Source organism: Streptomyces sp. NPDC058246, from assembly GCF_042881985.1.
GTDB lineage: Bacteria > Actinomycetota > Actinomycetes > Streptomycetales > Streptomycetaceae > Streptomyces.
In genome coordinates, this window is sequence record NZ_JBHVWZ010000053.1 from 1 (window position 1) to 24,617 (window position 24,617).

The window sequence follows — 24,617 nt, forward strand, 5'->3', positions numbered from 1 at the left end:
CCCCTGTCCAGGGGCGCGGGGAACTGCGCAATCTTTTGGCGGGGGCGAAAAACTCCCGGCGCCGGCGTCACCGCGGCCGGTCGAGACGACGTCGCAGGTCAGGGCAAGCCGGACCGGCCGCGGAGTCGAGGGCGGGCGTAGACCGCGAAGGCTCGGCCCGCGTGGGGCCTAGCCCAGGCGCTGCACCAGCGCGCGGTACTCGTCCCACAGTTCCTTCGGCGTGTGGTCACCGAAGGTGTTGAGGTGCTCGGGGATCAGCGCGGCCTCCTCGCGCCACACGTCCTTGTCGACGCCGAGCAGGAAGTCGAGCTCGGACTCGGACAGTTCGAGCCCCTTGGTGTCCAGGGCGCCCTTGGCCGGCAGAACGCCGATCGGTGTCTCGACACCCTCGGCCCTGCCGTCGAGCCGGTCCACGATCCACTTCAGGACGCGGCTGTTCTCGCCGAAGCCCGGCCACACGAACTTGCCCGCCTCGTTCTTGCGGAACCAGTTCACGTAGTAGATCTTCGGGAGCTTCGCCTGGTCCTTGTCCTTGGCGACGTCGATCCAGTGACCCATGTAGTCGCCCATGTTGTAGCCGCAGAACGGCAGCATGGCGAACGGGTCGCGGCGCAGCTCGCCGACCTTGCCCTCGGCGGCGGCGGTCTTCTCGGAGGCGACGTTCGCGCCGAGGAAGACGCCGTGGTTCCAGTCGAAGGACTCGGTCACCAGCGGGACCGCGGTGGCGCGGCGTCCGCCGAAGAGGATCGCCGAGATCGGCACACCCCTCGGGTCCTCCCACTCGGGCGCGATGATCGGGCACTGCGAGGCGGGGACCGTGAAGCGGGCGTTGGGGTGCGCGGCCGGAGTGCCGGACTCCGGCGTCCAGTCGTTGCCCTTCCAGTCGGTCAGGTGGGCCGGAGTCTCCTCCGTCATGCCCTCCCACCAGACGTCGTTGTCGTCGGTGAGCGCGACGTTGGTGAAGACGGAGTTGCCCCACAGCGTCTTCATCGCGTTGGCGTTGGTGTGCTCACCGGTGCCGGGCGCGACGCCGAAGAATCCGGCCTCGGGGTTGATCGCGTACAGCCGGCCGTCCTCGCCGAACCGCATCCAGGCGATGTCGTCACCGATCGTCTCGACCGTCCAGCCGGAGACCGTGGGTTCCAGCATGGCGAGGTTCGTCTTGCCGCAGGCGCTCGGGAAGGCGGCGGCGACGTACTTGGACTCGCCCTGCGGCGGGGTCAGCTTCAGGATGAGCATGTGCTCGGCGAGCCAGCCCTCGTCGCGCGCCATGACGGACGCTATGCGCAGGGCGTAGCACTTCTTGCCGAGCAGCGCGTTGCCGCCGTAGCCCGAGCCGTACGACCAGATCTCGCGGGACTCCGGGAAGTGGGAGATGTACTTCGTGGAGTTGCACGGCCACGGCACGTCAGCCTCGCCCTCGGCCAGCGGCGCTCCGAGCGTGTGCACAGCACGCACGAAGAAGCCGTCGGTGCCGAGTTCGTCGAGGACCGGCTGTCCCATGCGGGTCATGGTGCGCATGGACACGGCGACGTAGGCGGAGTCGGTGATCTCGACGCCGATCGCGGAGAGGTCCGAGCCGAGCGGGCCCATGCAGAACGGGACGACGTACATCGTCCGGCCCTTCATCGAGCCGCGGAAGACGCCGCCCTCGCCGCCGGTGCCCTGGAAGATCTCCCGCATCTCGGCGGGGGCTTTCCAGTGGTTGGTCGGGCCCGCGTCCTCTTCCTTCTCGGAGCAGATGAACGTCCGGTCCTCGACCCGCGCGACATCGGTCGGGTCGGAAGCGGCGTAGTAGGAGTTGGGGCGCTTGATCGGATCGAGCTTCTTGAAGGTGCCCTTGCGGACGAGCTCCTCGCTCAGTCGCTCGTATTCGGCTTCGGATCCGTCACACCAGACCACGCTGTCCGGCTGGGTCAGTTCGGCGATCTCGTTGACCCACGAGATCAGTTCTTTGTGCTGGGTGGGGACCGTAGTGGGAGCCGCGATGTCGCGCGCCACGATTGCTCCTAAATGAGGGGTTTTGTTGTTGTGCCCCGTGGGGGCTGCGACCCGGATGCTTCACGTGGTCGATCTCTGGCGCTCATCCGGTGCCGACCGCACTCATTTGATCATCCGACTGATCCGCCCATATGTCCAGAGGACCTCACACGTGAGCGGAGTGAGCATCGCCACTCGCCGGAAGGTTTCCGTCCGCACACTCCGGGTTCACTCCGGGTACCCCTGGGGCACCCGGCCACCCGCGTGAGAACATGGCCACTCCTGGCGGTTCTGACGCCGTACTGACACGTAACTTACGGTTCCGTAGGTAGGATTCGCCCATGACTGCGCCCGTCCCCGACGCGCCCATGGACTCGCCGGCCGCCGGCCGCGGTCCCGGCGCGCTCTCCGTGCCGCACCCCTCCGTTCCGGACGAGATCAAGCCCAAACTCCGGGGCTGGCTGCACCTCGGCATGTTCCCGGCCGCACTCGTCGCGGGCCTGGTGCTCACCGCTCTCGCGAGCTCGACCCGCGGCCGCATCGCCTGCGGGATCTTCGCCCTGACGGCCTGCCTGCTGTTCGGCGTGAGCGCGCTCTACCACCGGGGCAACTGGAGCCCGCGCATGGACGGCGTGCTGCGCAGACTCGACCACGCGAACATCTTCCTGATCATCGCGGGCACCTACACACCGCTGACGATGCTGCTGCTCCCGGAGGCCAAGGGCCAGTGGCTCCTGTGGAGCATCTGGGCCGCGGCGGCGGTCGGGATCGCCTTCCGGGTGTTCTGGGTCGGCGCCCCGCGCTGGCTCTACACCCCCTGCTACATCGCGATGGGCTGGGCGGCCGTCTTCTTCCTGCCGGACTTCATGCGGACGGGCGGGATCGCCGTCCTCGTCCTGGTGGTCGTCGGCGGACTGCTCTACAGCGCGGGCGGCGTGATCTACGGGATCAAGCGCCCCAACCCGTCCCCGAGCTGGTTCGGCTTCCACGAGGTCTTCCACTCCCTGACCCTTGCGGCGTTCGTCGTGCACTACGTCGGGATCTCACTGGTGGCCTACCAGCACGCGTAGCCCTTCCGACCAGCTCGTCCCAGGCCGCGGCTGCCAGCCGCGGCCTTTTCCATGCTCTGGCACATCAACCCAATTGACAGCTGGATTCTTTTGAGAGGAGCTCTCATTTAATGGGGGACTCTCCATCAGGATGAGGCGGTGCGGCGCTGTCGGCGGGGGCGCCCCTGCCCGGCCCGGGGCCGGCCGGCCCGGCGCCGAAGGAGGACACCGCCCTGGTCCCGGCTCCCGCCGATGCCGGACAATGAGCACCATGGCCGCCACCGCACAGAGTTCCACCCCCGCCGCGGAGCCCCGGCCGGGGCTCCGCGAACGGAAGAAGATCAAGACCCGTATCGCGATCCGCGAGGCGACGTACCGGCTGATCCAGGAGCAGGGGTACGACGCGACGACCATCGAGCAGATCGCGGAGGCGGCCGAGGTCTCCCCGTCCACGGTGTTCCGCTACTTCCCGACCAAGGAGGACATCGTCCTCACCGACGAGTACGACCCGGTCATGGAGGAGGAGCTGCGCTGCCGGCCGGCGGACGAGCCGTGGATGGATTCCCTGCGGTACGCGGTGCGCAGGGCCATCGGTATCGGGTTCGCCGAGGAGCCCGACGTGTCCCGGCTGCGGACCCGGCTGATGGTCGACGTGCCCGCCGTCCGCTCCCGGATGATGGAGAGCATGTCGGTGACCGGCCGCGTGCTGTGCCGGGTGATCGCGGAGCGCACCGGCAAGGATCCGGACGACCTGGAAGTGCGGGTGTTCGCGATGTCGCTGATCGGCGGCCTGATGGAGGTCTCCCTGTACTGGGCCGAGGGCGGCCACCAGGATGACCTCGCCGACCTCGTCGACCGCGCCATGGACGTCCTGGAGAACGGGCTGACGCCCTGACGCCCTGCCGGAAACCCGGAGGCCACCGGCGCCCCCCGCATGACATCCTGGCCGCGTGAACGGTCCGGAGATCCACGTCGAATTCGCCCCCGACCTGGGGTTGTTCGTCCCGCACGGGCGACGCACGGGTGCCACCCCGGTCGGCACCGACGGCTCCTCCACGCTCGGCCATGTCGTCGAGTCGCTCGGCGTCCCGCTGACCGAGGTCGGCGCCCTGGTCGTGGACGGCCGGGAGGTGCCGTTCGCACACATCCCGGCGGCCGGAGAGATCGTGGAGGTACGCGCGGTCGAGCGTCCGCAGCGGATCCCCGGCGCCCCGCTCCGCTTCCTCCTCGACGTCCACCTCGGCACGCTCGCGCGCCGTCTGCGCCTCCTCGGTGTCGACGCGGCGTACGAGTCCACGGACATCGGCGACCCGGCACTCGCCGCCCGTTCGGCGGCCGAGCGGCGCGTCATGCTCAGCCGCGACCGCGGACTGCTGCGCCGCCGCGAGCTGTGGGCGGGCGGCTTCGTCTACAGCACCCGGCCCGACGACCAACTCCGTGACGTCCTCGGCCGGTTCGCGCCCGAGCTGAAGCCCTGGACACGCTGCACGGCGTGCAACGGCCTGCTCGAGGACGCCACCAAGGAGCAGGTCGCCGACCAGCTGGAAGGCGGCACGCAGCGGTCGTACGACGTCTTCGCGCGCTGCGAGGAGTGCGGGCGCGCCTACTGGAAGGGCGCGCACCACGACCGCCTGGAGGCCATCGTGGAGCGCGCCCTGTCCGAGTTCGCGCGCAAGAGCTAGCTCTTCCTCACGTCGCCCTTCCCGCAGGCGATTCCGTCCCCGTTCGGGTCCAGACCCAGCGGATCGTCCTTCCCGTTGACCCTCAGCCGCCCGTAGTCGTTCGTCTTCAGCCACGCGCACCGCGCGGCCGTCGTCTTCTTCACCTCGTCCGGGAAGACCGTCGGCACGCAGACGTTGATCGTCCCGTAGTGCCGGTCGCAGCCGGAGATCGTGGTGCTCACTTGCTGCGAGCTCCGCTTCTTGCCCGGCTTCGTGACCTTCCCCTCCGGGGAGTCGGCGAAGGAGTGGACGTGTGCCGAGGCGGTGTCCGTGGCGAGCGCGGACGGACCCTGGAGGTGGACCCACTTGGCGACCGAGGGCACCCCGTTGGCGTCGACCGCGAAGAGCATGTACCAGCCGGGCGGCGCCATGTTCGGGTTGCTCGTCACGTTCAGGTCGACGTTGTTGCCGTCCACGCTCAGCGGCAGGTCCACGAACCGCTGGTTCGGGTCGGACGAGTGCGTCACCGCGGCCGGGCGGATCAGCTCGGCCTTCACGATGGGCCGGTCGACGGTGATGCGCTGCGTGTCCCCGTACACCCACTCGTTGTCGATCACCGAGGTGATCGTCGGACGGGTGCCCTTGAGCAGGTAGGGCGGGGTGTAGATGGACACGTTGTGGTTCCAGGTGCCGTTGCCCGGGTTGTCGCCGGTGGCCATCACCCGGCCGTCGGGCAGCAGGAACGCGGAGGAGTGGTAGCCGCGGGCCTCCGGGTCCGCGGCCACCGGGTCGAAGGCCGTGGTCGCCGGGTCGAAGATCGACGCCTCGTAGACGGGGTTGGCGCGGTTGTGCAGTCCGCCGCCCGTCTCCAGGACCTTTCCGTCGGGCAGCAGCACGGCGGAGACGTACATCTTGCCCTGGCTTCCGGTCTCGGCGACCTTGCCGTTGCCGAGGTCCACCGTGCCCTGCGGGATCTGCGGGCCGACCGTGTACGTCGGGTTGGCGGCCTTGAGGTCGATGATGTCGGTGAGCCGGTTCGCGTCCGGGTTGGAGTCGATGTTGCCGCCGCCGATGGTCAGGACCTTCTGGTCCTGGGCCGGAGGCAGCAGCACGCTCGCGGACTGGTCGCGCTGGTCCTTGTTCTGGAGCCCCGGGATCGCCGTCGTGGTGTTGGCGTCGTAGTCGTAGATCGCCGAACCCGTACCCGGGGTGCCGTTGCCGAAGACATGGCTGCCGGAGTAGAAGAGCCGCCCGTCCTGCATCAGGATCATCGACGGGTAGAGACCCCAGTACGACCATGTCTGGTTGACCTGCCACAGCGGCAGCCACCGCTGCTGGGCGGCCGACCAGCGCTCGGCGGTCACCGAGCCGGTGGAGTCCTCGCGCAGACCGCCGAAGGAGATGATGTCGCCGTTGCCCAGCTCGGTGGCGGACGGATACCAGTGCCCGTCGTTCAGGTCGTTCGTCCTGCTGTACGTCTCGGTGACGGGGTCGAAGACGTACGAGTCCTTGTAGCCCTCGTAGCCGTGGCCGCCCGCCACCGGGAACGCCTTGTTGCCGCTCATCACCAGCACCCGCCCGTCGGACAGCTGGACGTGTCCCGCGCAGAACATGTCCTTGGGCGTGGGGATCACCTTGTACGTGCCGTTCGCCGGGTCGTAGACCGCGCTGGTGAACGTGCCCGCGTTGAAGTTCTCCTCGCTGTTGCCGGACCCGGCGATCAGCAGCACCTTGCCGTTGTTGAGGACCACGGAGTGCATGGAGCGGACCGGGTTCTGCGTGGGCAGCACCGTCCACTTGCCGTTGGCGCACTCCTCGGCGGTTCCGGTGCAGGTGGCCGGCGGGATCGGGTCGGAGACCTGGTCCATCGTGTAGTCGTCGGTGGTCGCCGAGCCGGTGCCGTACACCGAGACGCCCCAGGTGATGCGGTCGGTACCGGCCGGGACCGCGGGCGTGCGGACGCTCGCCTGCGTCCAACTCCCCGCCATGTCGAGCATCTTGAGGTCGGTCCAGTACTGCCAGCCGGCCGTCGTGTCGTGCCGGAAGAGTGTGATCGCGGCGTCGGGAGTCGTCGTCTTGTACCAGAGCCCGAGGTCGTACTGCTTGCCCGCGGTGACCACCGGCGCGCAGTCGGTGGACTCGGTGATCAGCGCCTTGCGGTCACCGCTCACGCGCCGGGTCAGCGAGACCTTCATGGCCTTGGTGCCGGAGTGGGAGTCGGCGACGGTGGAGAAGGTGAAGTCGTTGTCGCCCCAGCCGGACTTCTCCCAGCAGTACGGCATCCCGTCCGTGCCGGCGGTCTCGAAGCCCGGGTTCTTGACGAGGTTGGCGGCGGACGCGGGCTGCGGCGAGACCAGCAGCAGCCCGGCGGCGAGGCCCGCCACGGCCAGTAGTGAGGTTCTGCGACGCGGTCGTGCCACGTATCTCATGCGGCTCTCCTTGCTGTGCGGCCGCCGCTCCCGCCCGCGGACTTCCCGCTGCGGCGCGGCAGATAGACCAGCGCTTCGGTCCCCACGAAGCGCAGGACGAAGGTCGTCACCAGCGCGAGCGCGGTGGCGGAGAGTGCGCCCATCCCGAAGTGGTCGACGAAGAGCGCGATCAGCGGGATGCGCAGCACCAGATCGGCGTTGGCGAGCAGCGCGAACCGGCCGACGCGGTCCCACCAGGTGCGGTGCTTGCGGCGCTCGCGGAAGAGCAGGTGCTCGATGAGCAGGAAGTTCCAGGCGACGCCGAGCTGGTTGGCGAGGATCTCCGCCGGTACGTAGTGCAGTCCGGCGGCGGTCAGCGCGTACAGGCCGAGCAGGTTCGGCACGAAGCCGGTGGCGCCGATCAGGCCGAAGACCACCATCCGCGCGACCGGCGAGGCGGTGCGCAGCCCGACGAGGTGGCGCAGGAAACGGAAGCCCTCCTGCGCGGTCGACTTGGACTCGCCCGCGAACCGGTCCTGGAAGACGAACGGCACCTCGGTGACCTGACGGGGGCGGCTGCGCACGGCGAGTTCGAGGAGGATCTTGTAGCCGAGCGGCTGGAGCGCCTCGGCGGTGACCACGCTGCGGCGGATCGCGAAGAAGCCGCTCATCGGGTCGCTGATGCCGTGCAGTCTGCGCGGGAACAGCGTCTTCGTCAGCCAGGTCGCGCCGCGCGAGACGGCGATGCGGTAGCCGCCCGCGAGTCCTTCGCGGCTGCCGCCCTTGATGTAGCGGCTGGCGACGACGAGCCCGGCGTTCGACCGCTCACCGGTGGCCACCAGCTCCGGTACCAGGGACGGCGGATGCTGGCAGTCGCCGTCCATGACGACGATCCAGTCCGACCCGGCCGCCTTCATCCCCTCGACGACCGCCCCGCCGAGCCCGCCGACCGGCTCCTCCCGGTGCAGGACGGTGACCGGGAAGGGGCAGTCCTTCGCCGCCTCGTGGATCACGGCGGGCGTGTCGTCCGTGGAGTCGTCCACGAAGACGACCTCGCAGGGCAGCCGGGCCGGCACCGACTCGGTGATCTGGTGCAGCAGCTCTCTGATGTTCGCCGACTCGTTGTAGGTCGGTACGACGATGGTGACCGCGCCGGGCTCCGGGACCTCGGCGGCGCGTACGGCGGGATCACCCAGCTCGTCGGGGACAGTGCTCTCGAAACTGCTCATCGACTGCCTCCGGAGCTCACCGTGGTGGTGGTGTCGTCGATCTGCCTGATTTCGATCCGGTCGGCGCCCTTGCCGAAGGTGGCGACCGGGGTCGAGTGCTCCATCGCCGCCTTGACGTTGGGCAGGTCGACCGCGTCGCGCCGTACCGTCGGGGAGGCGACGACATAGTCGAGGTCGCGCCAGCCGTGCGGCAGCGTCTTGGTCACCGCGGGGTCGAGGTCGGCCTTGTAGAACCAGATGACACCGAGCCCGGGCCGGTAGCCGTCGTGCACGAGGTCGAGCCAGAGCGCGTCGTCGACGAGGACCCGGGTGTCCTCCGGGTCCTTCACCTCGGTCTTCAGCCAGGAAGAGGCCGCCCGGTAGGGGGCGTTGGCGTCGGCGGTCACCGCGGTGCGGTCGCCGTCGTACCAGCGGGGCACGACATAGGCGCCCGCCGCCACCACGAGCACGGCCGCGAGACCGCGGCGCCCCCAGGTGACGTACGTCTTCTCCTCCTCGCTCCGCCATCTGCGCAGCCCCGCGTGGGCGACGCTCGCGGTGCCTCCGGCGAGGACGAGCGCGAGGAACGGCAGGGCCTGGATGACGTACATCGCGGGCAGGTAGCCGCTCGGGCGCATCGCCACCAGGGCGAGGATCGCCACGGTCAGCGCGGGCCCTGCCAGGGCGCGTGCGGTCACCGACCAGCGCCAGGTGACCAGGAGCAGGAGCGCTCCGGCGAGACCGCCGAGGGGCAGTACGCGGTCGTAGTACAGCCAGGACCGGAGGACGCCGTACGAGCCGGTGCCCGGGTCGAGGATGAAGCCGGAGCCGGGGCGGCTCATCTGGTAGGTGATGCCGTCCCAGAGTGAGACATGGCCCGCGCCCGGGAACAACTCGCCCTTGAGCAGGGCGAAGAGCGGGTACGCCATCCCGATCAGGACGCAGGCGGTGATCGCTCCGGTTAGCGCGAACTTCCGGGTGTCGCGGTGGCCGTGGCGCCACATGGTGACCAGCAGCGCGGGCAGGATGACGAGCATCGTCTCTTTGGTGAGCACGGCCGCCGCGGCCGCCAGGCCCGCCCCGAAGTGGTGCCAGAGATGGCGGCTCGGCGACGCGGCCAGGCAGAACGCCAGCAGCGTCCACATCACCGCGATGTTGTCGAGGAAGATCTCCCGCTGGAGCACGACCGACAGCGGCGAGAGTCCGAAGAGCACCATCGCGAGCCCGGCGGCCCACCGCGGCAGCGAGAGGCGGCGCGCGAGGACGTACACCAGGACCGCGCTGATGGCGCTGATCAGCAGCATCGCGACGCGCATCGAGCCGACGGTCATCAGGGACGGGCTGATGTGGGCCGGGATCCAGGTCAGGGCGGCGATCTGGATCCAGCCGAGCGGCGGGTGGTCGTACCAGTACGTGTAGTGGGCCAGGCCGTTGCCCTGCTGCACGGCCCAGGCCTGGGCGAGGTAGGTGCCCTCGTCGTCGCTGAGCGTCGGGTAGTCGGCGATGTTCCAGCCCTGGACGACCATGATCGCCACGAGCAGCGCGGCGCACAGCAGCAGATCGGACCGCGAGCTGCGAAAACGCGGCGCCGGAAGGGAGTCGGGGACGAATTTGGGCGCACGAGGCCGCTGCGCGGGGACCGTGGGTGTGGTCGCCGCGTCAAGAGTGGAGGTCACGCAGGAACGTCCTCTCGGATCACTTCGGTGAGATGCGCGCCGACATGACTGGTCAACTCCCAGTCGTTGCGCCCCCGTTGCTCGCGCCACACTGCGCGTACGGCGGCGCCCGCGAGCAGCACCTGGTAGAAGGGACCGCCGACGATGAGCTTCAGGTAGTGGACGAAGCGGACCCGAAGCCCGTACTGCTTGCCGAAGTCGTGCAGTCCGACGAGCTCGAAGACAAAGGTGACCAGGGCGGTCACGGCCGGCAGGAAGGTGATGAAGGCGATGCCGACGGGCACGTCGAGGAAGAGCGCGATGGCCACGTTGAGCGGGATGACCACGCCGGAGACGGCTTGCAGGTACGGCGTCATGAGCGTGTAGCGGGCGAGCAACCGCTGTCCGAAGCCCGGCAGTCGCGTCCAGTCCTTCTTCCGGTAGACCTGGAGGAAGCCCTGGTTCCAGCGGGTGCGCTGCTTCATCAGTGACATCAGGCTGCCCGGCGTCTCCTCCCGGGTCACCATGTCGGAGTCGTAGGCGACGACGACCTTCTTGCCGACGCTGGAGAGCCGTACGCCCAGATCGCAGTCCTCGGCAAGGCAGTCGGGATCCCAGCCGTCGGCCTCCCGCAGGACTTGTGTCCGTACGAAGACGGTGTTGCCGCCGAGCGGGATGAAGCCCTTCTGCGCGTGCAGGTGCAGCCGGGAGCGGAACCAGAAGAAGTACTCCAGGCAGTTGCGCAGGCTGTACCAGCTGGAGGTGAAGTTGATGAGCTGGACGCCGCCCTGGACGACGTCCGCGCCCGTCGTGCGGAACGCGTGGTCCACGTGGGCGAGCAGCTCCGGATGGACCTGGTCCTCGGCGTCGAAGACGCCGACCACCTCGCCGCGGCAGTGCGGCAGGGCCGTGTTCATGGCCTTCGGCTTGTTCTTCTTCTCGTGATGGTCGACGACTACGCGCACGCGCGGGTCGCGCTCCTCGGCGGCCCGGGCGACCGCGGTGGTCTCCGGGTCGTCGTGGCCGACGATCACGATGATCTCGAAGTCGGTGTGACTGGACTCCAGCAGCCGCTGGATCGTGTGGTCGAGCACGGCCTGCTCGTGCCGCGCGGGCAGCAGCAGCGAGAAGGCGAGGCTCTCACCGCCGTCCGGACTGCTGAACCGGGTGGAGGCCAGCACCTCGGGCGTACGCCACGCGTGCATCTGCCACCACAAGGTGAAGGCCGCCATCCAGAAGAGCGCGAGCGAAACGGCAGCGATGAAGACAGACGTGAGCAACAGATCCCCCCAGATCCCCAAAACCCCCTGTCGCGACAGTGAGTCACACCTGTCGCGTCACCGTGGAGAGACTAGGGGGGAACTGTGAAGCCCATGGGCTCTTCAGATAAATAGAGTGTTTCGGAATCCTCAGTGCAAGAAGGGGATGTATCCGGCTACGTCGGAGGTTTCCCGGCCACGAGTGACTGTTTCAGCGGGCGTTTACGCTGCCGAGCGCGTCCTTCAGCCGCTGGACATCCGATGTCGGAGCGTCGCAGGTGAAGTTACGGCAGACATACGCGGCCGGCCTTCCGTCCACCAGTGGGCGGCCCACGAGCAGGGGCAGTTCGTCACTCTCCGGCGCGCCCACGGCGACCACGGCCCCCGGGGCGGTGCCCAGAAGTGCCGTGCGGAGCAGGGTTTTTGTCGCCGGGTCACCTTCCGGGCCCACGATCGCGACCTCGCGCGGCCCGTCGAGGAGCGCCTCGGACACCGCGAGACCCCAGCCGATGAAACGGGGCGCGCGCGGGCCGAGCGCCTTCACGACGCCCAACGCCCGCTCGGCGGCGGCGCGATGGGGCTCCGCACCGGTCTGTGCGGCGTACGACAGCAGCGCCCCGGCCGCCGCGCTCCACCCGGAGGGTGTGGCGTTGTCGGTGGGATCCTGCGGACGGCGAATCAACCGCTCGGCGTCGGCGGCCGTGTCGTACAGCGCACCCGACTCGGCGTCCGTGAACTGCACGAGCACATGGTCGAGCAGGAACCCGGCGAACTCCAGCCAGACCCCTTCCCCGGTGACGGACGCGAGCGCGAGGAATCCCTCGGCGACATCCGCGTAGTCCTCCAGCACTCCCGAGTTGGCGCCGACTTGACCGTCCTTGCTGGTACGGGCGAGCCGCGCGCGATCGTCCATGTGCAGGCGTACGAGGAGGTCGGCGGCGCCGATCGCGGCGTCCACCAGGTCGGGGCGCTCGAAGTAGGCGCCGGTCTCGGCGAGGGCCGCGACGGCGAGCCCGTTCCAGGCGGCCACCACCTTGTCGTCGCGGCCCGGAGCGGGGCGCTGGGCACGCGCGGCGAGCAGCCGCCGGTGAATCGAGGCGATCTTCTCGGCGTCGAAGACGCCGTCGTGCTGCGGGAGTTGGAGGACGGAGGCGCCCTCCTCGAAGGTGCCCTCCTCGGTCACCCCGAAGTGGTGGGCGGCGAGTTCGGCGTCCTCGCCGAGGACCTCGCGGAGCTGCTCGGGCGTCCAGACGTAGTAGGCGCCCTCGACGTGCCTGCCGGTCCCGTCGTCGCTGTCGGCGTCGAGGGCGGAGGCGAACCCGCCCTCGTTGGTGCGCAGTTCCCGCACCAGGAAGTCCGCGGTCTCCAGGGCGACCCGGCGGGCGAGCTCGGAACCGGTGGCCCGCCACAGGTGGGCGTAGACGCGGCAGAGCAGGGCGTTGTCGTAGAGCATCTTCTCGAAGTGGGGCACCACCCACTCGCGGTCGACGGAGTAGCGGGCGAAGCCGCCGCCGAGCTGGTCGTAGATGCCCCCGCGCGCCATGTGCTCGCAGGTGTCGGCCGCCATCTGGAGGGCGCCCTCGGAGCCGGTGCGCGCGTGGTGCCGCAGCAGGAACTCGATCACCATGGACGGCGGGAACTTGGGCGCCCCGCCGAATCCGCCGCGTGTGGCGTCGTACTCCCGGGTGAGCCCGAGCAGCGCCTGCGCCTGCTCCTCCTCGCCGGGCACCTGGGAATCTCCGAAGCTCATCTCCCGTCCGGCGAGGTCGCGCACGATCTTCCCCGCGACCTCGGCGACCTCGTCCCGCCGGTCGGTCCAGGCGCCGCGCACGCCCTCCAGGACCTGCCGGAAGGAGGGCATGCCGTGGCGGGGGGCGGGCGGGAAGTACGTACCGAAGTAGAAGGGCTCGGCGTCCGGGGTGAGGAACACGGTCATGGGCCAGCCGCCCTGGCCCGTCGCCGCCTGCACGGCCTCCATGTAGACGGCGTCGACGTCCGGCCGCTCCTCGCGGTCGACCTTGATATTGACGAAGTGCTCGTTCATGTAGGCGGCGGTCGCCTCGTCCTCGAAGGACTCGCCCGCCATGACGTGACACCAGTGGCAGCTGCTGTATCCGACGCTGAGCAGGACCGGTTTGTTGCTCTTGCGGGCCTCGTCGAAGGCCTCGGCCGACCAGGGCCACCAGTCGACGGGGTTGTCGGCGTGCTGGAGGAGGTAAGGGGACGTCTCATGGGCCAGTCGGTTCGGCATACCCCCATCCTCGCGCACCGCTCCCCGCGAACGGCGAAGGCACCGTGATGATCCTCCCCGCGGAGGGCGCCGTGACGAACCGCCTCGCGAAGGCACCGTGATGATCCGCCCGCACCCTCGCGCGGACGTCCCTCACGCAGGACACTTGACGGCGACAGGTGTTGCCGCCGGAGGGGGACGTGACATGCGGGACAGCCATCGGACGGAGGCCGAGCGGCTGTTGGCCAGGGCCGTGGAGGAGGAGGTGCGGCGCTCGGGCGGACGCGTGGACGGGGGTGTGCTGCTGTCGCGGGCGCGGGCCGCGCTGGACGCGATGGGCGAGACCGCCGCCGAGGAGTACGGGGCGTATACGCGGGCCCTCGACGAAGCGGAGGCGGGGCGGCTGACCTTCGGGCAGCGGTACGCCCAGGCGGGTGCCGGCACGTCCCTGATGGTCGCGGCTGTCGCGGCGGTCGCCGCCGTCGTCGCGGACCTGGCGTTCGGCACCGGCGCGGGGACGGCGATCGGCGCGGGAGCCACGGTGGCGGTGGCGGGCGCGGCGGCCACCGTGCTCAAGGTGACGGCCTCGCACGTGCCGGCCGCGAGCCGCCGGGCCGGCGCCCTGGGGCAGCCCGGCGGCCCCGAGCAGCTGCGCCTGCAGTGGCTGACGGCGCTGGAGGTACGGGGCATCCGGCCGTTCCTCGACCAGCAGCGGGTGCTCAGCGCGTCCACCGGCGCGAAACAGGGAGCGCCCCAGCTGCGGCGCACCGACAAGAGCGCGGCGGCCCGGCGGCGCAGTGTCCTGGAGCAGTCCTTCGGTCAACTGCCCGAGCCGGACGGCCCGTTCGCGGGTCGCCGCGCCGAGTTGTCGCGGGTCGCGCAGTGGGTGCACGCGGCACGGGCGAGCACGGAGACGAAGCCGACGGTCGTGGTGCTGCACGGCGCGCCCGGCTCCGGGCGCAGCACCCTCGCGGTCCGGGCCGCGCACGCCCTCAAGGACCAGTTCCGGGGCGCGTGCGTCGTCGATCTGCGCGGCGACAGCCCGGACGACCCGCCGCTGACCACGCGCGACGCGCTGCTCCACCTCCTCAACCGGCTCGGCGCACCGCGCGAGCAGCTCCTCTTCCGCGAGCGTTCCTCCCAGGACCAGCAGGTCAGAAGGCTCAGCGAGCTGTACCACCAGCATCTGACGGGTCTGCCCGTGACGATCGTGCTGGACGACGCGAGCGACGCCGAGCAGGTGCGCACCCTGGTCCCGGAGCGCTCCGACAGCCTGGTCCTGGTCACCGCCCGCAAACCGCTCGACCTGCCCGCCGACCTCGCCGCCTGGGTGCACCAGCTCCCCGTCGAGGCACTGGACGCGGCGGGCGCGGAGGAGCTGCTGAACGCGGCGGCACAGGACGCGTCGGGCCCGTACGACGCCGAATCCACCGACCGGGTCAGGGAGTTGTGCGGCGGCCTGCCCATGGCCCTGCGCGTCGCGGGCTCCTCGCTCGGCCCCCGCACCCCGCGCCGGCTGGCGTCGGACCTGGCGGCGTACGGTCCCGTCGAGCCGGTCGAGCGGGTGCTGTGGCTGCGCTACACGGACCAGTCGGACCCGGCGCGCCGGCTGCTGCGCCGCCTGGCGCTGGCCGGGCGTGCCTCCCTGGGCGTGGCGGCGGCGGCCTCCCTTCTCGCGACGGACGAGCCCGAGGCCACCCGCCACCTGACCGCCCTCTCCCAGGCGGGCCTGATCGACCACGTCCGCGGCAGCCGCTACCGCCTGCACGATCTCGTACGGGCCTTCGCGGGCGCCCGTCTCCTGGACGAGGAGGAACCGGCCGAGCGTACGGCGGCGCAGGAACGCCTGATCGTGAACTACGCGGAGCTGGCCGACTCGGTGATCCGACTGGTGGACGGCAAGACGTCCACCCGCGCCGACCAGTTCGGCCCGCACGGCTTCACCTCGCTGGACGCGGCGCTGCGCTGGCTGGACGACGAGTCGAGCTTCATCACGGCGGCCCTGCGGCACGCGGAGGGCGTCGACCAGGCGGCGGTCCTGCATCTCCTGGGCGCCCTGTGCGACTACTGCCTGCTGCGCGGCGACCTGTACCGCCTGGGCGAGATCAGCGAGCTGACGCAGGCCGTCGACCAGGGCCTCCTGGTCCGCTCGGTCCAGTGGCGCACCGGCATCGCGGCCCGCCAGCTCGGCGAACTGGACAAGGCCCGTACGACGCTCACCTCCGTGGTCGACCTCTACTTCGAAGCGCACCACGACGCGGGCGCGGCGAGGGCGCTCTGCTCCCTCGGCATCACCCTGCACCACCAGGGGAACCTCACCGAGGCGGCGGCCAAGCTCCAGGAGGCCATGGACCTCCAGGCCTCCCCCGACCTGGCGGCCGACCGCGCCTGGACGATGCACGCGCTCGCGGCGGTCGAGCGCGACAGGTCCCGGCTCGCCCGCGCCCTCGAACTCCTCACCGAGGCCCTGGTCCTGCACCGCCAGGGCGAGTCCGTGCACGGCGAGGCGTGGGCCCACTTCCAGCTCGGCCAGCTGGGCCTGCGCATGGGCGACGTACCGCGCGCGGACCGCGAGCTGCGCGAGGCCCTGGACCTGTACGGCCGCACCCGCGACGCCCGCGGCGAGGCCTGGGCCCTCACCCAGCTGGCCCGCGCCCGCCTGGCCGACGGCGACCCGTCGGCGGCGGTCACCGGTCTGCGCCAGGCGGCCTCCCGGCACCGGGACAACGAGGACGCGCGCGGCGAGGCCTGGACGATCTACTACCTGGGCCAGGCCTTGGAGGAGACGGGCAACCTGGACCAGGCGGTGCGCGAACTGGAACGCTCGCGCACGATGTTCTCCCGCATGAGGGACGTCTACGGCCTCGCCTGCGCCCGGCACCACTCGGCCCGCGTCACCCGCGACCAGCGCGCCGCCCAGACCGGCTCCCTGCGCAACTCGGGCTTCGCCCGCCAGCTCCTGGTCGACGCCCGCGCCGACTTCCAGCGCATCGGCGTGGCCCACGGCGAGGCCTGGACCTGCCTCGAACTGGCCGTCGTCGACGCCGGCAACGCCCGCACCCAGCAGGCCCTGTCCCTGTGCGACGAGGCGATCGGCCTCTTCATGTCGTACGGCGACCACCGCGGCGAGGACTGGGGCCGTTTCCTGCGCTGCACCCTCCTCCCCTACGCCGCCCCCGGCGGCTACGAGGTCGGCGCCGCCGTCGCCCAGCAGGAACTGACCCAGCTCGCCCGGACCGGCCATCCGACCCGCGACGCCAAGCTGGACGACTACATCGAGGCGTACCAGCTGCTGCTGGAGCGGGGCGTGGACCTCGACGCCGGCTGGCAGGCCTGGCGCCTGGGAATGGTGCCGGGGCGGCATGCCCGGGACGTGATGGGGGTGACGGTCGCTCCGGAGCGGGGGTGAGGACGGGAGCCCGGCGGACGGGCGGACGGGCGGACGGGGTGTTCGGCACCGCGCCCGCCCCGGTCCGGGCATCACCCTGCGGGGCGTCGAGGAGCCGTATCCACCCGACGCCCTCGAGCACCGCTTCCGCAGCGTCGACGCGAGCGAGGTCTCCACACGCGGGAACGGGCCGGCGGGCGCGCGCTCCGACCATCCGCGGCCGGAGTCCGCGCACCTGCTGCTGCCCTTGGCGGACCACTCCCGCTGAGGCCCCGGCGCCCCCGGGACGGTGGGCTCAGCCCTTCGCGGGCGACGCCTTCCCGCCGGAGGCGGGGCCGGAACCGGTGCCGCCCTTGCCGGGGGCCGCCGTGTCCTTCTCCGGGGCCTCCTCGAAGGTGACCTTGCCCATGTGGCGGTTCATGGACTTCATCAGGCCCCATACGGCGAGGGCCATCACCGCGAAGACGATGAAGCCGAGGACGCCGGGGGTGACCTTGTTCTGGTCGACCTCCTTGGCGAGGGGGACGAGCTGTGTCAGTGCCAGGCTTGCGCTCATGTCAGGCATTGTCGCGGATGCCCGCAAAGAGGTCGTCCTCGGGGAGGGAGGTATCGACGAGGGACGTGGCGAGCTCGTACTCCTCCGTCGGCCAGACCTCCTTCTGGATCTCCATGGGGACCTTGAACCAGCCGCCGTCCGGGTCGATCTGCGTGGCGTGCGCGATCAGCGCCTTGTCCCGGATCTCGAAGAACTCGGCGCACGGAACGTGCGTGGTCAGCGTGCGCTCGGTGCGCTCGAACTCGCTCCAGCGCTTGAGCCACTCCCCGTAGGGCGACTCCAGGCCGCGGTCGAGGAGGGCGTTGTGCAGAGCTTCGGTCCGCGGGCGGTTGAAGCCCTGGTTGTAGTACAGCTTCTGCGGCTGGAAGGCCGGGCCGAACTCGGACTCCGGGTACTTCTCGGTGTCCGTCGCCCCCTCGAACGCCACCATCGAGATCTTGTGGGTCATGATGTGGTCGGGGTGCGGATAGCCACCGTTCTCGTCGTACGTGGTGATCACCTGCGGACGGAACGAGCGGATCTGCCTGACCAGCTCACCGGCCGCCTTGTCCACGTCCTCCAGGGCGAAGCAGCCCTCGGGGAGGGGCGGCAGCGGGTCACCCTCGGGCAGGCCCGAGTCGACGAAGCCGAGCCACTCCTGCTTGATGCCGAGGATCTCGCGGGCCTCGTCCATCTCCTTCTTGCGCACCTCGTGGATGTGCTCCTCGATGTACGCGTCGCCCTGGAGCTTCGGGTTGAGGATGGAGCCGCGCTCCCCGCCCGTGCAGGTCACGACCAGCACGTCCACCCCCTCGGACACGTACTTCGCCATGGTGGCCGCGCCCTTGCTCGACTCGTCGTCGGGGTGGGCGTGCACGGCCATCAGTCGCAGCTGGTCAGTCAAGACTCAATCCTCAGTAAGTCGGCCAGTCGGCTAGTCGGCGCCCGGCGTGAATCGGCGTGATGGGCGGCTTCTATAGTGACGGAATCGGGGGGCGAATAATTCCAGGGCCCCGTCCCTGGGGCCCCCACCAGGACCGGGGCCGACCCTTGGTCCCGGCGCTGCCGAGAGGACGATCATGAGTACGGCGAGCACGCAGCTGCCCGAGGGCCGCTACGGCCCCTCCGCGGACCAGCGCGCCGACCGGAAACTCAAGGTCATCGGCGGTGTACTGGGCGTCGTCCTGCTCGTCGTGGTGGGCTGGTTCGCGTACTACTACGTCGCCCAGAACAAGATCAGCGCCGAGGTGATCACCTTCAAGGCGACCTCGGACAGCGCGGTCGAGGTGCACCTGGAGGTACGCAAGGACGCGGGCGCCCACGGCTACTGCACCCTGCGTTCGCAGGCCGCCGACGGCAGCGAGGTGGGGCGCGCGGACTTCCGTTTCGACCAGAAGTCGTCGCGCATCGACCAGGTCGTCACGCTCCGTACGACCTCGCGGGGGAGCACGGCGGAGCTGCTCGGCTGCCACGCCGGCTGACCGCGCCCCCAGCGCTCGGGGCTGATCCGCGTTGACCCACGTTGACCTGCGTTGACGTAATTCTGATGCCTTATGTCCTCCCCCTTGAGCCGCTGAATTGTTAGGCTCGTGGTTTCGCCCACCCGAGAAAGCACATTCTTCTGGGTAGGGCGATGCTTTGTATTCCCAGTACCTACGAGGAGCACCTGTGACCCAGACCAGCGAGAACGTCACCTGGCTGACCCAGGAGGCGTACAACCAGCTCAGGGCCGAGCTGGAGTACCTGTCTGGTCCTGCGCGCACGGAGATCGCCGCCAAGATCGCGGCCGCGCGCGAGGAGGGGGACCTGCGCGAGAACGGCGGGTACCACGCAGCCAAGGAAGAGCAGGGCAAGCAGGAGCTCCGTGTGCGCCAGCTGACCCAGCTCCTGGAGAACGCCAAGGTCGGCGAGGCTCCCGCGGCGGACGGCGTGGTCGCGCCGGGCATGGTCGTCACCATCGCCTTCGACGGCGACGAGGACGACACCCTGGACTTCCTGCTCGCCTCCCGCGAGTACGCCAGCTCCGACATCGAGACGTACTCCCCGCAGTCCCCGCTGGGCTCCGGTGTGAACGGCAAGAAGGTCGGCGAGGACGCCCAGTACGAGCTGCCGAACGGCAAGCTCGCCTCGGTGAAGATCCTCAAGGCCGAGCCGTACCAGGGCTGAGCCCAGGACCAGCGACTACGACGGTGCCCCCGGCCGACGGCCGGGGGCACCGTCATGCTCAGGTCACGCGGTGGCGGACCGGTACTTGCGCACCGCCAGCGTCCTGAAGACCAGGATGATCAGGACCGAGTAGATCACCGAGGCCCAGACCGAGTGCTGCATGGGCCAGGCGTCGGACGTCGACTGCCCCGGGTTGGCGAAGAGCACCCGGCACGCCTGCACGGTGGCACTGAACGGGTTCCAGTCCGCGATGTGCCTCAGCCACGGGGTCATGTTGCTGGAGTCCACGAACGCGTTCGAGATGAACGTGACCGGGAAGAGCCAGATCAGCCCGCCCGACGTGGCCGCCTCCGGCGTGCGGACCGAGAGACCGATCAGCGCGCCGATCCAGGTGAACGCGTACCCGGCCAGGAGCAGCAGTCCGAAGGCACCCAGCACCTTGCCCGCGTTGGTGTCGCCGTCCGAGCCGACCCGCCAGCCGACCAGCAGGGCGACGACCGCGAGGACCAGCAGGGTCAGCGCCGTCTGCACGAGGTCGGCGAGCGTGCGCCCGGTCAGGACCGCGCCGCGGGCCATGGGCAGCGAGCGGAAGCGGTCGATCAGGCCCTTGTGCATGTCGTCGGCGATGCCGGCGCCGGCGCCCGCGGTGGCGAAGGTGACGGTCTGCGCGAAGATGCCCGCCATCAGGAAGTTGCGGTAGTCGGTGGGGCTGGTGCTGCCGCCGATCATCATGGAGCCGCCGAAGACATAGCTGAACAGCACCACGAACATGATCGGCTGGATCAGCCCGAAGATCACCATCTCCGGGATCCTGGACATCCTGATCAGGTTGCGCTTGGCGACGACCAGCGAGTCGCGGATGGACTGGCCGATCGGGTTCGCGGGGGCCGCGACCTGCACGGCGTCGGTCACGGCAGTCACTTGCCGACCTCCTTCTTGCGCTTGCGGCCCTTGCTGTCGTCCGCCACTCCGGCGCCCTCGTCCCGCTCCTCGGCGACATGGCCGGTGAGGGAGAGGAAGACGTCGTCCAGGGTGGGGCGGCGCAGGCCGATGTCGTCGATCTCGATGCCACGGGTGTCCAGCTCGCGGATGACCTCCGCGAGCAGCTTCGCGCCGCCGGTGACGGGCACGGTGAGCTTGCGGGTGTGCTCCTCGACCGTGGTCTCGCCCTTGCCGAAGCCGCGCAGGACCTCCGTGGCGGTCGCGATGTGCTCGCGCTCGTGCACGACGACCTCGACGCGCTCGCCGCCGGTCTGCGCCTTGAGCTGGTCGGCGGTGCCACGGGCGATGACGCGGCCGTGGTCGACCACGCAGATGTCGTGCGCGAGGTGGTCGGCCTCTTCCAGGTACTGGGTGGTAAGCAGCAGCGTCGTGCCACCGGAGACCAGCTGCTTGATGACCTCCCACAGCTGCTGGCGGTTGCGCGGGTCGAGGCCGGTCGTCGGCTCGTCCATGAACATCACCGGCGGCGAGACGACCAGGGCGGCCGCCAGGTCGAGCCGGCGGCGCATCCCACCGGAGTACGTCTTCGCGGTGCGGTCGGCCGCGTCCGCGAGGTTGAACTGCTCCAGCAGCTCGGCCGCCCGGACCTTCGCGGCCTTCGCCTTCATCTGATAGAGCTGGCCGACCATCTGGAGGTTCTCGCGGCCGGTCAGGTACTCGTCGACCGCGGCGAACTGTCCGGAGAGGCCGACCCTGCGGCGTACCGCGTCGGGGTGTTTGAGTACGTCGACGCCCGCCACGACCGCCTTGCCGCTGTCGGGGCGCAGCAGGGTCGTCAGACAGCGGACCGCGGTCGTCTTTCCCGCGCCGTTCGGCCCGAGCAGGCCGAGGACGGTGCCTTCCGGGACATCGAGATCGACGCCGTCCAGAGCCCTTACGTCACCGAAGGTCTTCACCAGGCCTTCGGCATAGATGGCGCCTGGCATGTGAGTTCTCCACGTCGTTGGGGATGTGCGCGAATGAGGATGGAATGGGCATGCGATGAGCTTGGTTCTGCCGGTTTCGCACCGCCCTGGGGGGCGGCTTCGCTCTGCCGGTTTCACACCACCGCCCCCACGAGCGGGCGGCTTGACGCACAGTCACCGCACAGGCGACTGCCGGGGTCCACACCGTAACGCGATGTATCGCGTTTCTCAACGGAATTTTCCTACCGGAGACGACAGCGGTCCCGACCTCAGTCGATGACCGTGTAACCCGCCTTGCGCAGCGCCCGGTTCACCTCGGCGCAGTGCTCGGGGCCCTTCGTCTCCAGGTGCAGCTCGACCTCCACCTCCGTGAGCCCGAGCCGTGGATCGGTCCGTACGTGGCTCACATCGAGGACGTTAGCGTCCGCCACTGACAACACCCCGAGAAGTGTGGCGAGGGCTCCTGGACGATCGGTCAAGCGCAGCGTGACCGCCAGGTAACGGCCGCCCGCCGCCATGCCGTGGCGCAGGATGCGCTGCATCAGCAGCGGGTCCACGTTCCCGCCCGACAGCAGGGCCACCACCGGGCCCTCGAAGGCCCCCGGCTCGCGCAGCAGCGCCGCGACGGAGCTCGCGCCGGCCGGCTCGACGACCAGCTTGGCGCGCTCCAGACACAGCAGCAGCGCGCTGGACAGGTTGTTCTCGGAGACCGTACGGACCTCGTCCACCAGCTCCTCGATGAGGCGGAACGGCACGTCGCCCGGCCGCCCGACCTTGATGCCGTCGGCCATCGTCGCCGGGTTCTCGATCGACACCGGGCGCCCGGCAGCCAGCGAGGGCGGGTACGCCGCCGCGCCCTCCGCCTGCACGCCGACGATCCGTACGTCGGGACGTATCGACTTCACCGCGAGCGCGACGCCCGCGGCCAGCCCACCACCGCCGATGCCGACGACGATCGTCCGCACCTCGGGGCACTGCTCCAGGATCTCCAGACCGACCGTGCCCTGGCCCGCGATGATGTCGGGGTGGTCGAAGGGGTGGATGAACACCGCGCCCGTCTCGGCCGCGTACTCCTGCGCGGCGGCCAGCGTCTCGTCGACCACCTGACCGTGCAGCCTCACCTCGGCGCCGTAGTCGCGGGTGGCCGCCACCTTCGGCAGCGGGGCGCCGGTCGGCATGAACACCGTCGAACGCACGCCGAGCAGCGAGGAGGCCAGGGCGACGCCCTGCGCGTGGTTGCCCGCGCTCGCGGCGACGACACCCGCGGCGCGCTCCTCGGGGAGCAGCCCCGCGATCCGCACGTAGGCGCCGCGCAGCTTGAAGGACCCCGTGCGCTGGAGGTTCTCGCACTTGAGGTGGACCGGCGCCCCGACCAGCTGGGACAGGTACCTGCTGCCCTCCAGCGCGGTCATCCGCGCCACGCCCGTGAGCATCTTCTGCGCGCCGCGTATGTCGTCGAGAGTCACGCTGGGCAACGGGTCGGCCGTGCTGTAGCTCATGACCACCAGTCTCGCAGTTCACGCGGGCGCACTCCTGTCGTGACCACGGTCCGAGACTGGTTTGCGCAGCCCCGGTACGACCCGCGCCCCGGCCGCGTACCCTGTCCCCCAACCCAGCTCCCCACGCATGAATTGAGCCCCCGGCCATGCCCACAACACCTGAAATGTCGATGGACATGACGACCGTCGGTGACACCGGTCTTCTCGACACGCTGCAGCACGAGGTCGCGGTCTTCGCGCGCCGTGCCGAACAGACCCGGCTCGGCGGGGTGGGGCAGGTGCGCAACTCGATGGACCGTGCCGCGTACCTGCTGCTGAACCGCCTCGACAAGGAAGGCCCGATGGGCGTCAAGGCGCTCGCCGCGAGCATGGGCATCGACTCCTCGACGGTCACCCGGCAGGTGGCCCCGCTGGTCGACACCGGGCTCGTCAAGCGCACCTCGCACCCCGAGGACGGGCGCGCCGTGGTGCTCCAGCTCTCCCCGCGCGGGCAGTCCCGCCTCGACGAAGTGCGCTCCTCCCGGCGTCAGTTGATGGCCGAGCTGACACACGACTGGGCGCCGGAGGAGCGCGACGCGTTCTGCACGCTCCTCACGCGCTTCAACAGCGCGCTCTCCGCCCGGCAGGCCGCGCAGGGCACGGAGTCGCAGCCGGCTTCCTGAACCGCCCGGGCGTGCTTCCACCACGTCAGGGGGTCTCCACGCGCGCGAAGGCCCCCTTTCCATGCCCCACGCGCGTGCTCTGCGTGCGCGTACATGTGCGCACATGTACGTACGACTCTTGACCGGGAGGCCGCGCCTGGCCTCATATGAGATCGGGTCCTTGTCGTACGCGGTGCGGCAGGTCGTACGCGGCGGGGGCCCCGTTTCCCTCAGGGTCGCCCTCAGGCGGAGGCGTGGTGCGAGAACGGCATGCGTCCCAAGGCGCCCGCCGGGCCCGGGAGTTCGAGGCGTTCGTCGCGGGCGCGGCAGGGCGGCTGCTGCATGCCGCCACGCTGCTCACGGCGGAGCCCCGGGACGCCAACCCGCGCGCCCGGCGCCTGCTGACACAGGCCCTCGCCCATACGTACGCCTCATGGGACCGGCTGCGCGGCGAGGACCCGTACGACCGCGCCCGCCAGCAGCTGGCCGTCCGCTTCGCGCGCTCGGCCTGGCACCAGCGCGGGAGCTTCGGGCGCCCGCGGCCCTCGGCGGACAACGTCCTGGCCCGGCTCACTCCCCAGGAGCGGCTGATCCTGGTCCTCAGGCTGTACGAGGGGGTCGCCGAGGAACAGACGGCGGCGCTGCTCGGGCTCCCCACGGACCGCGTACGGGCGATCTGCGCCCGCGCGATGACGACGTTGCTGCGTCCGCCGCGGGGCCCGGCACCGGCGAGGGTGGGGGTGGCGCCGTCATGACGTGCGAGGTGGTCCCTCGGTGAACCTGCCCGAGCGTGAGGCGTCGGTGCGGCGGCTGCTGGAGCAGACGCCGCCCCCGGTGCCGCCCGAGCTGTACGCGGACGTCGTACGCCGGGGCGGGCGCATGCTGCGCCGCCGTACGGTGGCGCGGCGCCTGATGTGGCTGCTGCTGTTCGCCGCGGCCGTCGCCTTCGTGGTCTGGGCGGCGACGGCCCGCCCCTGGGTGGAGCCGCCGTCTCAGACGACTCCACCGCTGACGGGCTGGTAGCCCTCACG

General features: G+C 70.4%; 20 protein-coding genes. 9 read left to right on the top strand and 11 right to left on the bottom strand.

Going from position 1 to position 24,617, the window contains the following annotated elements; translation table 11 throughout:
• Positions 1–168 precede the first annotated feature (168 nt).
• Entirely contained in the window at positions 169–2,001 is a 1,833-nt protein-coding gene (locus tag ACFVXA_RS39505) for a phosphoenolpyruvate carboxykinase (GTP) (RefSeq protein ID WP_384025790.1), read from the bottom strand.
• Positions 2,002–2,321: 320 nt separating this feature from the next.
• On the opposite strand from ACFVXA_RS39505, the gene ACFVXA_RS39510 reads away from it, so the two are divergent.
• From ACFVXA_RS39510 to ACFVXA_RS39520, 3 genes are all read left to right on the top strand, one after another.
• Positions 2,322–3,050 carry a hemolysin III family protein gene (locus tag ACFVXA_RS39510; protein ID WP_362032541.1) on the top strand — a complete coding sequence of 243 codons (729 nt, stop codon included), beginning with the start codon at positions 2,322–2,324 and terminating at the stop codon, positions 3,048–3,050.
• 241 nt (positions 3,051–3,291) lie between these two features.
• Entirely contained in the window at positions 3,292–3,924 is a 633-nt protein-coding gene (locus ACFVXA_RS39515; protein ID WP_384403761.1) for a TetR/AcrR family transcriptional regulator, read from the top strand.
• A 55-nt stretch (positions 3,925–3,979) separates the two neighbouring features.
• Positions 3,980–4,711, top strand: a complete 732-nt coding sequence (locus ACFVXA_RS39520; RefSeq protein ID WP_383747587.1) for a Mut7-C RNAse domain-containing protein — start codon at positions 3,980–3,982, stop codon at positions 4,709–4,711.
• On the opposite strand, the gene ACFVXA_RS39525 is transcribed toward ACFVXA_RS39520, so the two are convergent.
• The 5 genes from ACFVXA_RS39525 to ACFVXA_RS39545 form a co-directional block, all read right to left on the bottom strand.
• The gene (locus ACFVXA_RS39525; RefSeq protein ID WP_390028657.1) at positions 4,708–7,119 is read right to left on the bottom strand and encodes a galactose oxidase-like domain-containing protein; all 2,412 of its coding nucleotides are present in this window, start codon (positions 7,117–7,119) and stop codon (positions 4,708–4,710) included. The genes ACFVXA_RS39520 and ACFVXA_RS39525 overlap by 4 nt on opposite strands.
• A complete protein-coding gene (locus ACFVXA_RS39530; RefSeq protein WP_362032553.1) occupies positions 7,116–8,327 on the bottom strand; it encodes a glycosyltransferase family 2 protein in 1,212 nt (403 codons plus the stop codon). The genes ACFVXA_RS39525 and ACFVXA_RS39530 overlap by 4 nt, the downstream gene beginning before the upstream one ends.
• On the bottom strand, positions 8,324–9,982 hold the full coding sequence (locus ACFVXA_RS39535; protein WP_390028658.1) for an ArnT family glycosyltransferase: 1,659 nt from the start codon (positions 9,980–9,982) through the stop codon (positions 8,324–8,326). The genes ACFVXA_RS39530 and ACFVXA_RS39535 overlap by 4 nt, the downstream gene beginning before the upstream one ends.
• Complete coding sequence (locus ACFVXA_RS39540; protein ID WP_362032559.1) at positions 9,979–11,241, bottom strand: glycosyltransferase; 1,263 nt, start codon at positions 11,239–11,241, stop codon at positions 9,979–9,981. Before ACFVXA_RS39540 ends, ACFVXA_RS39535 begins: the two co-directional genes overlap by 4 nt.
• A 190-nt stretch (positions 11,242–11,431) precedes the next feature.
• Positions 11,432–13,471, bottom strand: coding sequence for a thioredoxin domain-containing protein (locus ACFVXA_RS39545; protein WP_383747593.1), 2,040 nt, complete (start codon positions 13,469–13,471; stop codon positions 11,432–11,434).
• Between the two features lie 184 nt (positions 13,472–13,655).
• Here ACFVXA_RS39545 and ACFVXA_RS39550 point away from each other — a divergent pair, with 184 nt between their 5' ends.
• Entirely contained in the window at positions 13,656–16,859 is a 3,204-nt protein-coding gene (locus ACFVXA_RS39550; RefSeq protein ID WP_389472494.1) for a tetratricopeptide repeat protein, read from the top strand.
• A gap of 274 nt (positions 16,860–17,133) precedes the next feature.
• Here ACFVXA_RS39550 and ACFVXA_RS39555 read toward each other — a convergent pair whose 3' ends face one another.
• Positions 17,134–17,403, bottom strand: coding sequence for a hypothetical protein (locus tag ACFVXA_RS39555; RefSeq protein ID WP_362032568.1), 270 nt, complete (start codon positions 17,401–17,403; stop codon positions 17,134–17,136).
• Complete coding sequence (gene mca / locus ACFVXA_RS39560) at positions 17,396–18,256, bottom strand: mycothiol conjugate amidase Mca (RefSeq protein ID WP_362032635.1); 861 nt, start codon at positions 18,254–18,256, stop codon at positions 17,396–17,398. The genes ACFVXA_RS39555 and mca overlap by 8 nt, the downstream gene beginning before the upstream one ends.
• Positions 18,257–18,452: 196 nt before the next feature.
• On the opposite strand from mca, the gene ACFVXA_RS39565 reads away from it, so the two are divergent.
• The gene (locus tag ACFVXA_RS39565) at positions 18,453–18,854 is read left to right on the top strand and encodes a DUF4307 domain-containing protein (RefSeq protein WP_362032571.1); all 402 of its coding nucleotides are present in this window, start codon (positions 18,453–18,455) and stop codon (positions 18,852–18,854) included.
• 187 nt (positions 18,855–19,041) lie between these two features.
• On the top strand, positions 19,042–19,539 hold the full coding sequence (gene greA, locus ACFVXA_RS39570) for a transcription elongation factor GreA (protein ID WP_362032574.1): 498 nt from the start codon (positions 19,042–19,044) through the stop codon (positions 19,537–19,539).
• Between the two features lie 63 nt (positions 19,540–19,602).
• On the opposite strand, the gene ACFVXA_RS39575 is transcribed toward greA, so the two are convergent.
• The 3 genes from ACFVXA_RS39575 to ilvA all read right to left on the bottom strand — a co-directional run bounded on the left by ACFVXA_RS39575 (position 19,603) and on the right by ilvA (position 22,945).
• A complete protein-coding gene (locus tag ACFVXA_RS39575; RefSeq protein WP_362032577.1) occupies positions 19,603–20,460 on the bottom strand; it encodes an ABC transporter permease in 858 nt (285 codons plus the stop codon).
• Positions 20,457–21,467 carry an ATP-binding cassette domain-containing protein gene (locus ACFVXA_RS39580; RefSeq protein WP_362032581.1) on the bottom strand — a complete coding sequence of 337 codons (1,011 nt, stop codon included), beginning with the start codon at positions 21,465–21,467 and terminating at the stop codon, positions 20,457–20,459. Before ACFVXA_RS39580 ends, ACFVXA_RS39575 begins: the two co-directional genes overlap by 4 nt.
• A 248-nt stretch (positions 21,468–21,715) precedes the next feature.
• Entirely contained in the window at positions 21,716–22,945 is a 1,230-nt protein-coding gene (ilvA, locus tag ACFVXA_RS39585; protein ID WP_384403749.1) for a threonine ammonia-lyase, read from the bottom strand.
• A gap of 164 nt (positions 22,946–23,109) precedes the next feature.
• On the opposite strand from ilvA, the gene ACFVXA_RS39590 reads away from it, so the two are divergent.
• The 3 genes from ACFVXA_RS39590 (at position 23,110) to ACFVXA_RS39600 (ending at position 24,609) form a co-directional block, all read left to right on the top strand.
• On the top strand, positions 23,110–23,607 hold the full coding sequence (locus ACFVXA_RS39590; RefSeq protein ID WP_362032638.1) for a MarR family transcriptional regulator: 498 nt from the start codon (positions 23,110–23,112) through the stop codon (positions 23,605–23,607).
• 236 nt (positions 23,608–23,843) lie between these two features.
• Positions 23,844–24,341: a sigma factor-like helix-turn-helix DNA-binding protein gene (locus ACFVXA_RS39595; RefSeq protein ID WP_384025805.1), complete on the top strand. Its 498-nt coding sequence runs from the start codon at positions 23,844–23,846 to the stop codon at positions 24,339–24,341.
• Positions 24,342–24,360: 19 nt separating this feature from the next.
• Positions 24,361–24,609 carry a hypothetical protein gene (locus ACFVXA_RS39600; protein WP_362032590.1) on the top strand — a complete coding sequence of 83 codons (249 nt, stop codon included), beginning with the start codon at positions 24,361–24,363 and terminating at the stop codon, positions 24,607–24,609.
• Positions 24,610–24,617: the final 8 nt, after the last annotated feature.

Bases quoted from the DNA above. Each gene is read 5' to 3' on its own strand.
- ACFVXA_RS39525 (WP_390028657.1), bottom strand. From the start codon at position 7,119: ATGAGATACGTGGCACGACCGCGTCGCAGAACCTCACTACTGGCCGTG.
- ACFVXA_RS39565 (WP_362032571.1), top strand. From the start codon at position 18,453: ATGAGTACGGCGAGCACGCAGCTGCCCGAGGGCCGCTACGGCCCCTCC.
- ACFVXA_RS39590 (WP_362032638.1), top strand. From the start codon at position 23,110: ATGTCGATGGACATGACGACCGTCGGTGACACCGGTCTTCTCGACACG.
- ACFVXA_RS39515 (WP_384403761.1), top strand. From the start codon at position 3,292: ATGAGCACCATGGCCGCCACCGCACAGAGTTCCACCCCCGCCGCGGAG.
- ACFVXA_RS39510 (WP_362032541.1), top strand. From the start codon at position 2,322: ATGACTGCGCCCGTCCCCGACGCGCCCATGGACTCGCCGGCCGCCGGC.
- ACFVXA_RS39530 (WP_362032553.1), bottom strand. From the start codon at position 8,327: ATGAGCAGTTTCGAGAGCACTGTCCCCGACGAGCTGGGTGATCCCGCC.
- mca (WP_362032635.1), bottom strand. From the start codon at position 18,256: ATGGCCGTGCACGCCCACCCCGACGACGAGTCGAGCAAGGGCGCGGCC.
- ACFVXA_RS39545 (WP_383747593.1), bottom strand. From the start codon at position 13,471: ATGCCGAACCGACTGGCCCATGAGACGTCCCCTTACCTCCTCCAGCAC.
- ACFVXA_RS39550 (WP_389472494.1), top strand. From the start codon at position 13,656: ATGCGGGACAGCCATCGGACGGAGGCCGAGCGGCTGTTGGCCAGGGCC.
- ACFVXA_RS39555 (WP_362032568.1), bottom strand. From the start codon at position 17,403: ATGCCTGACATGAGCGCAAGCCTGGCACTGACACAGCTCGTCCCCCTC.
- ilvA (WP_384403749.1), bottom strand. From the start codon at position 22,945: ATGAGCTACAGCACGGCCGACCCGTTGCCCAGCGTGACTCTCGACGAC.
- ACFVXA_RS39580 (WP_362032581.1), bottom strand. From the start codon at position 21,467: ATGCCAGGCGCCATCTATGCCGAAGGCCTGGTGAAGACCTTCGGTGAC.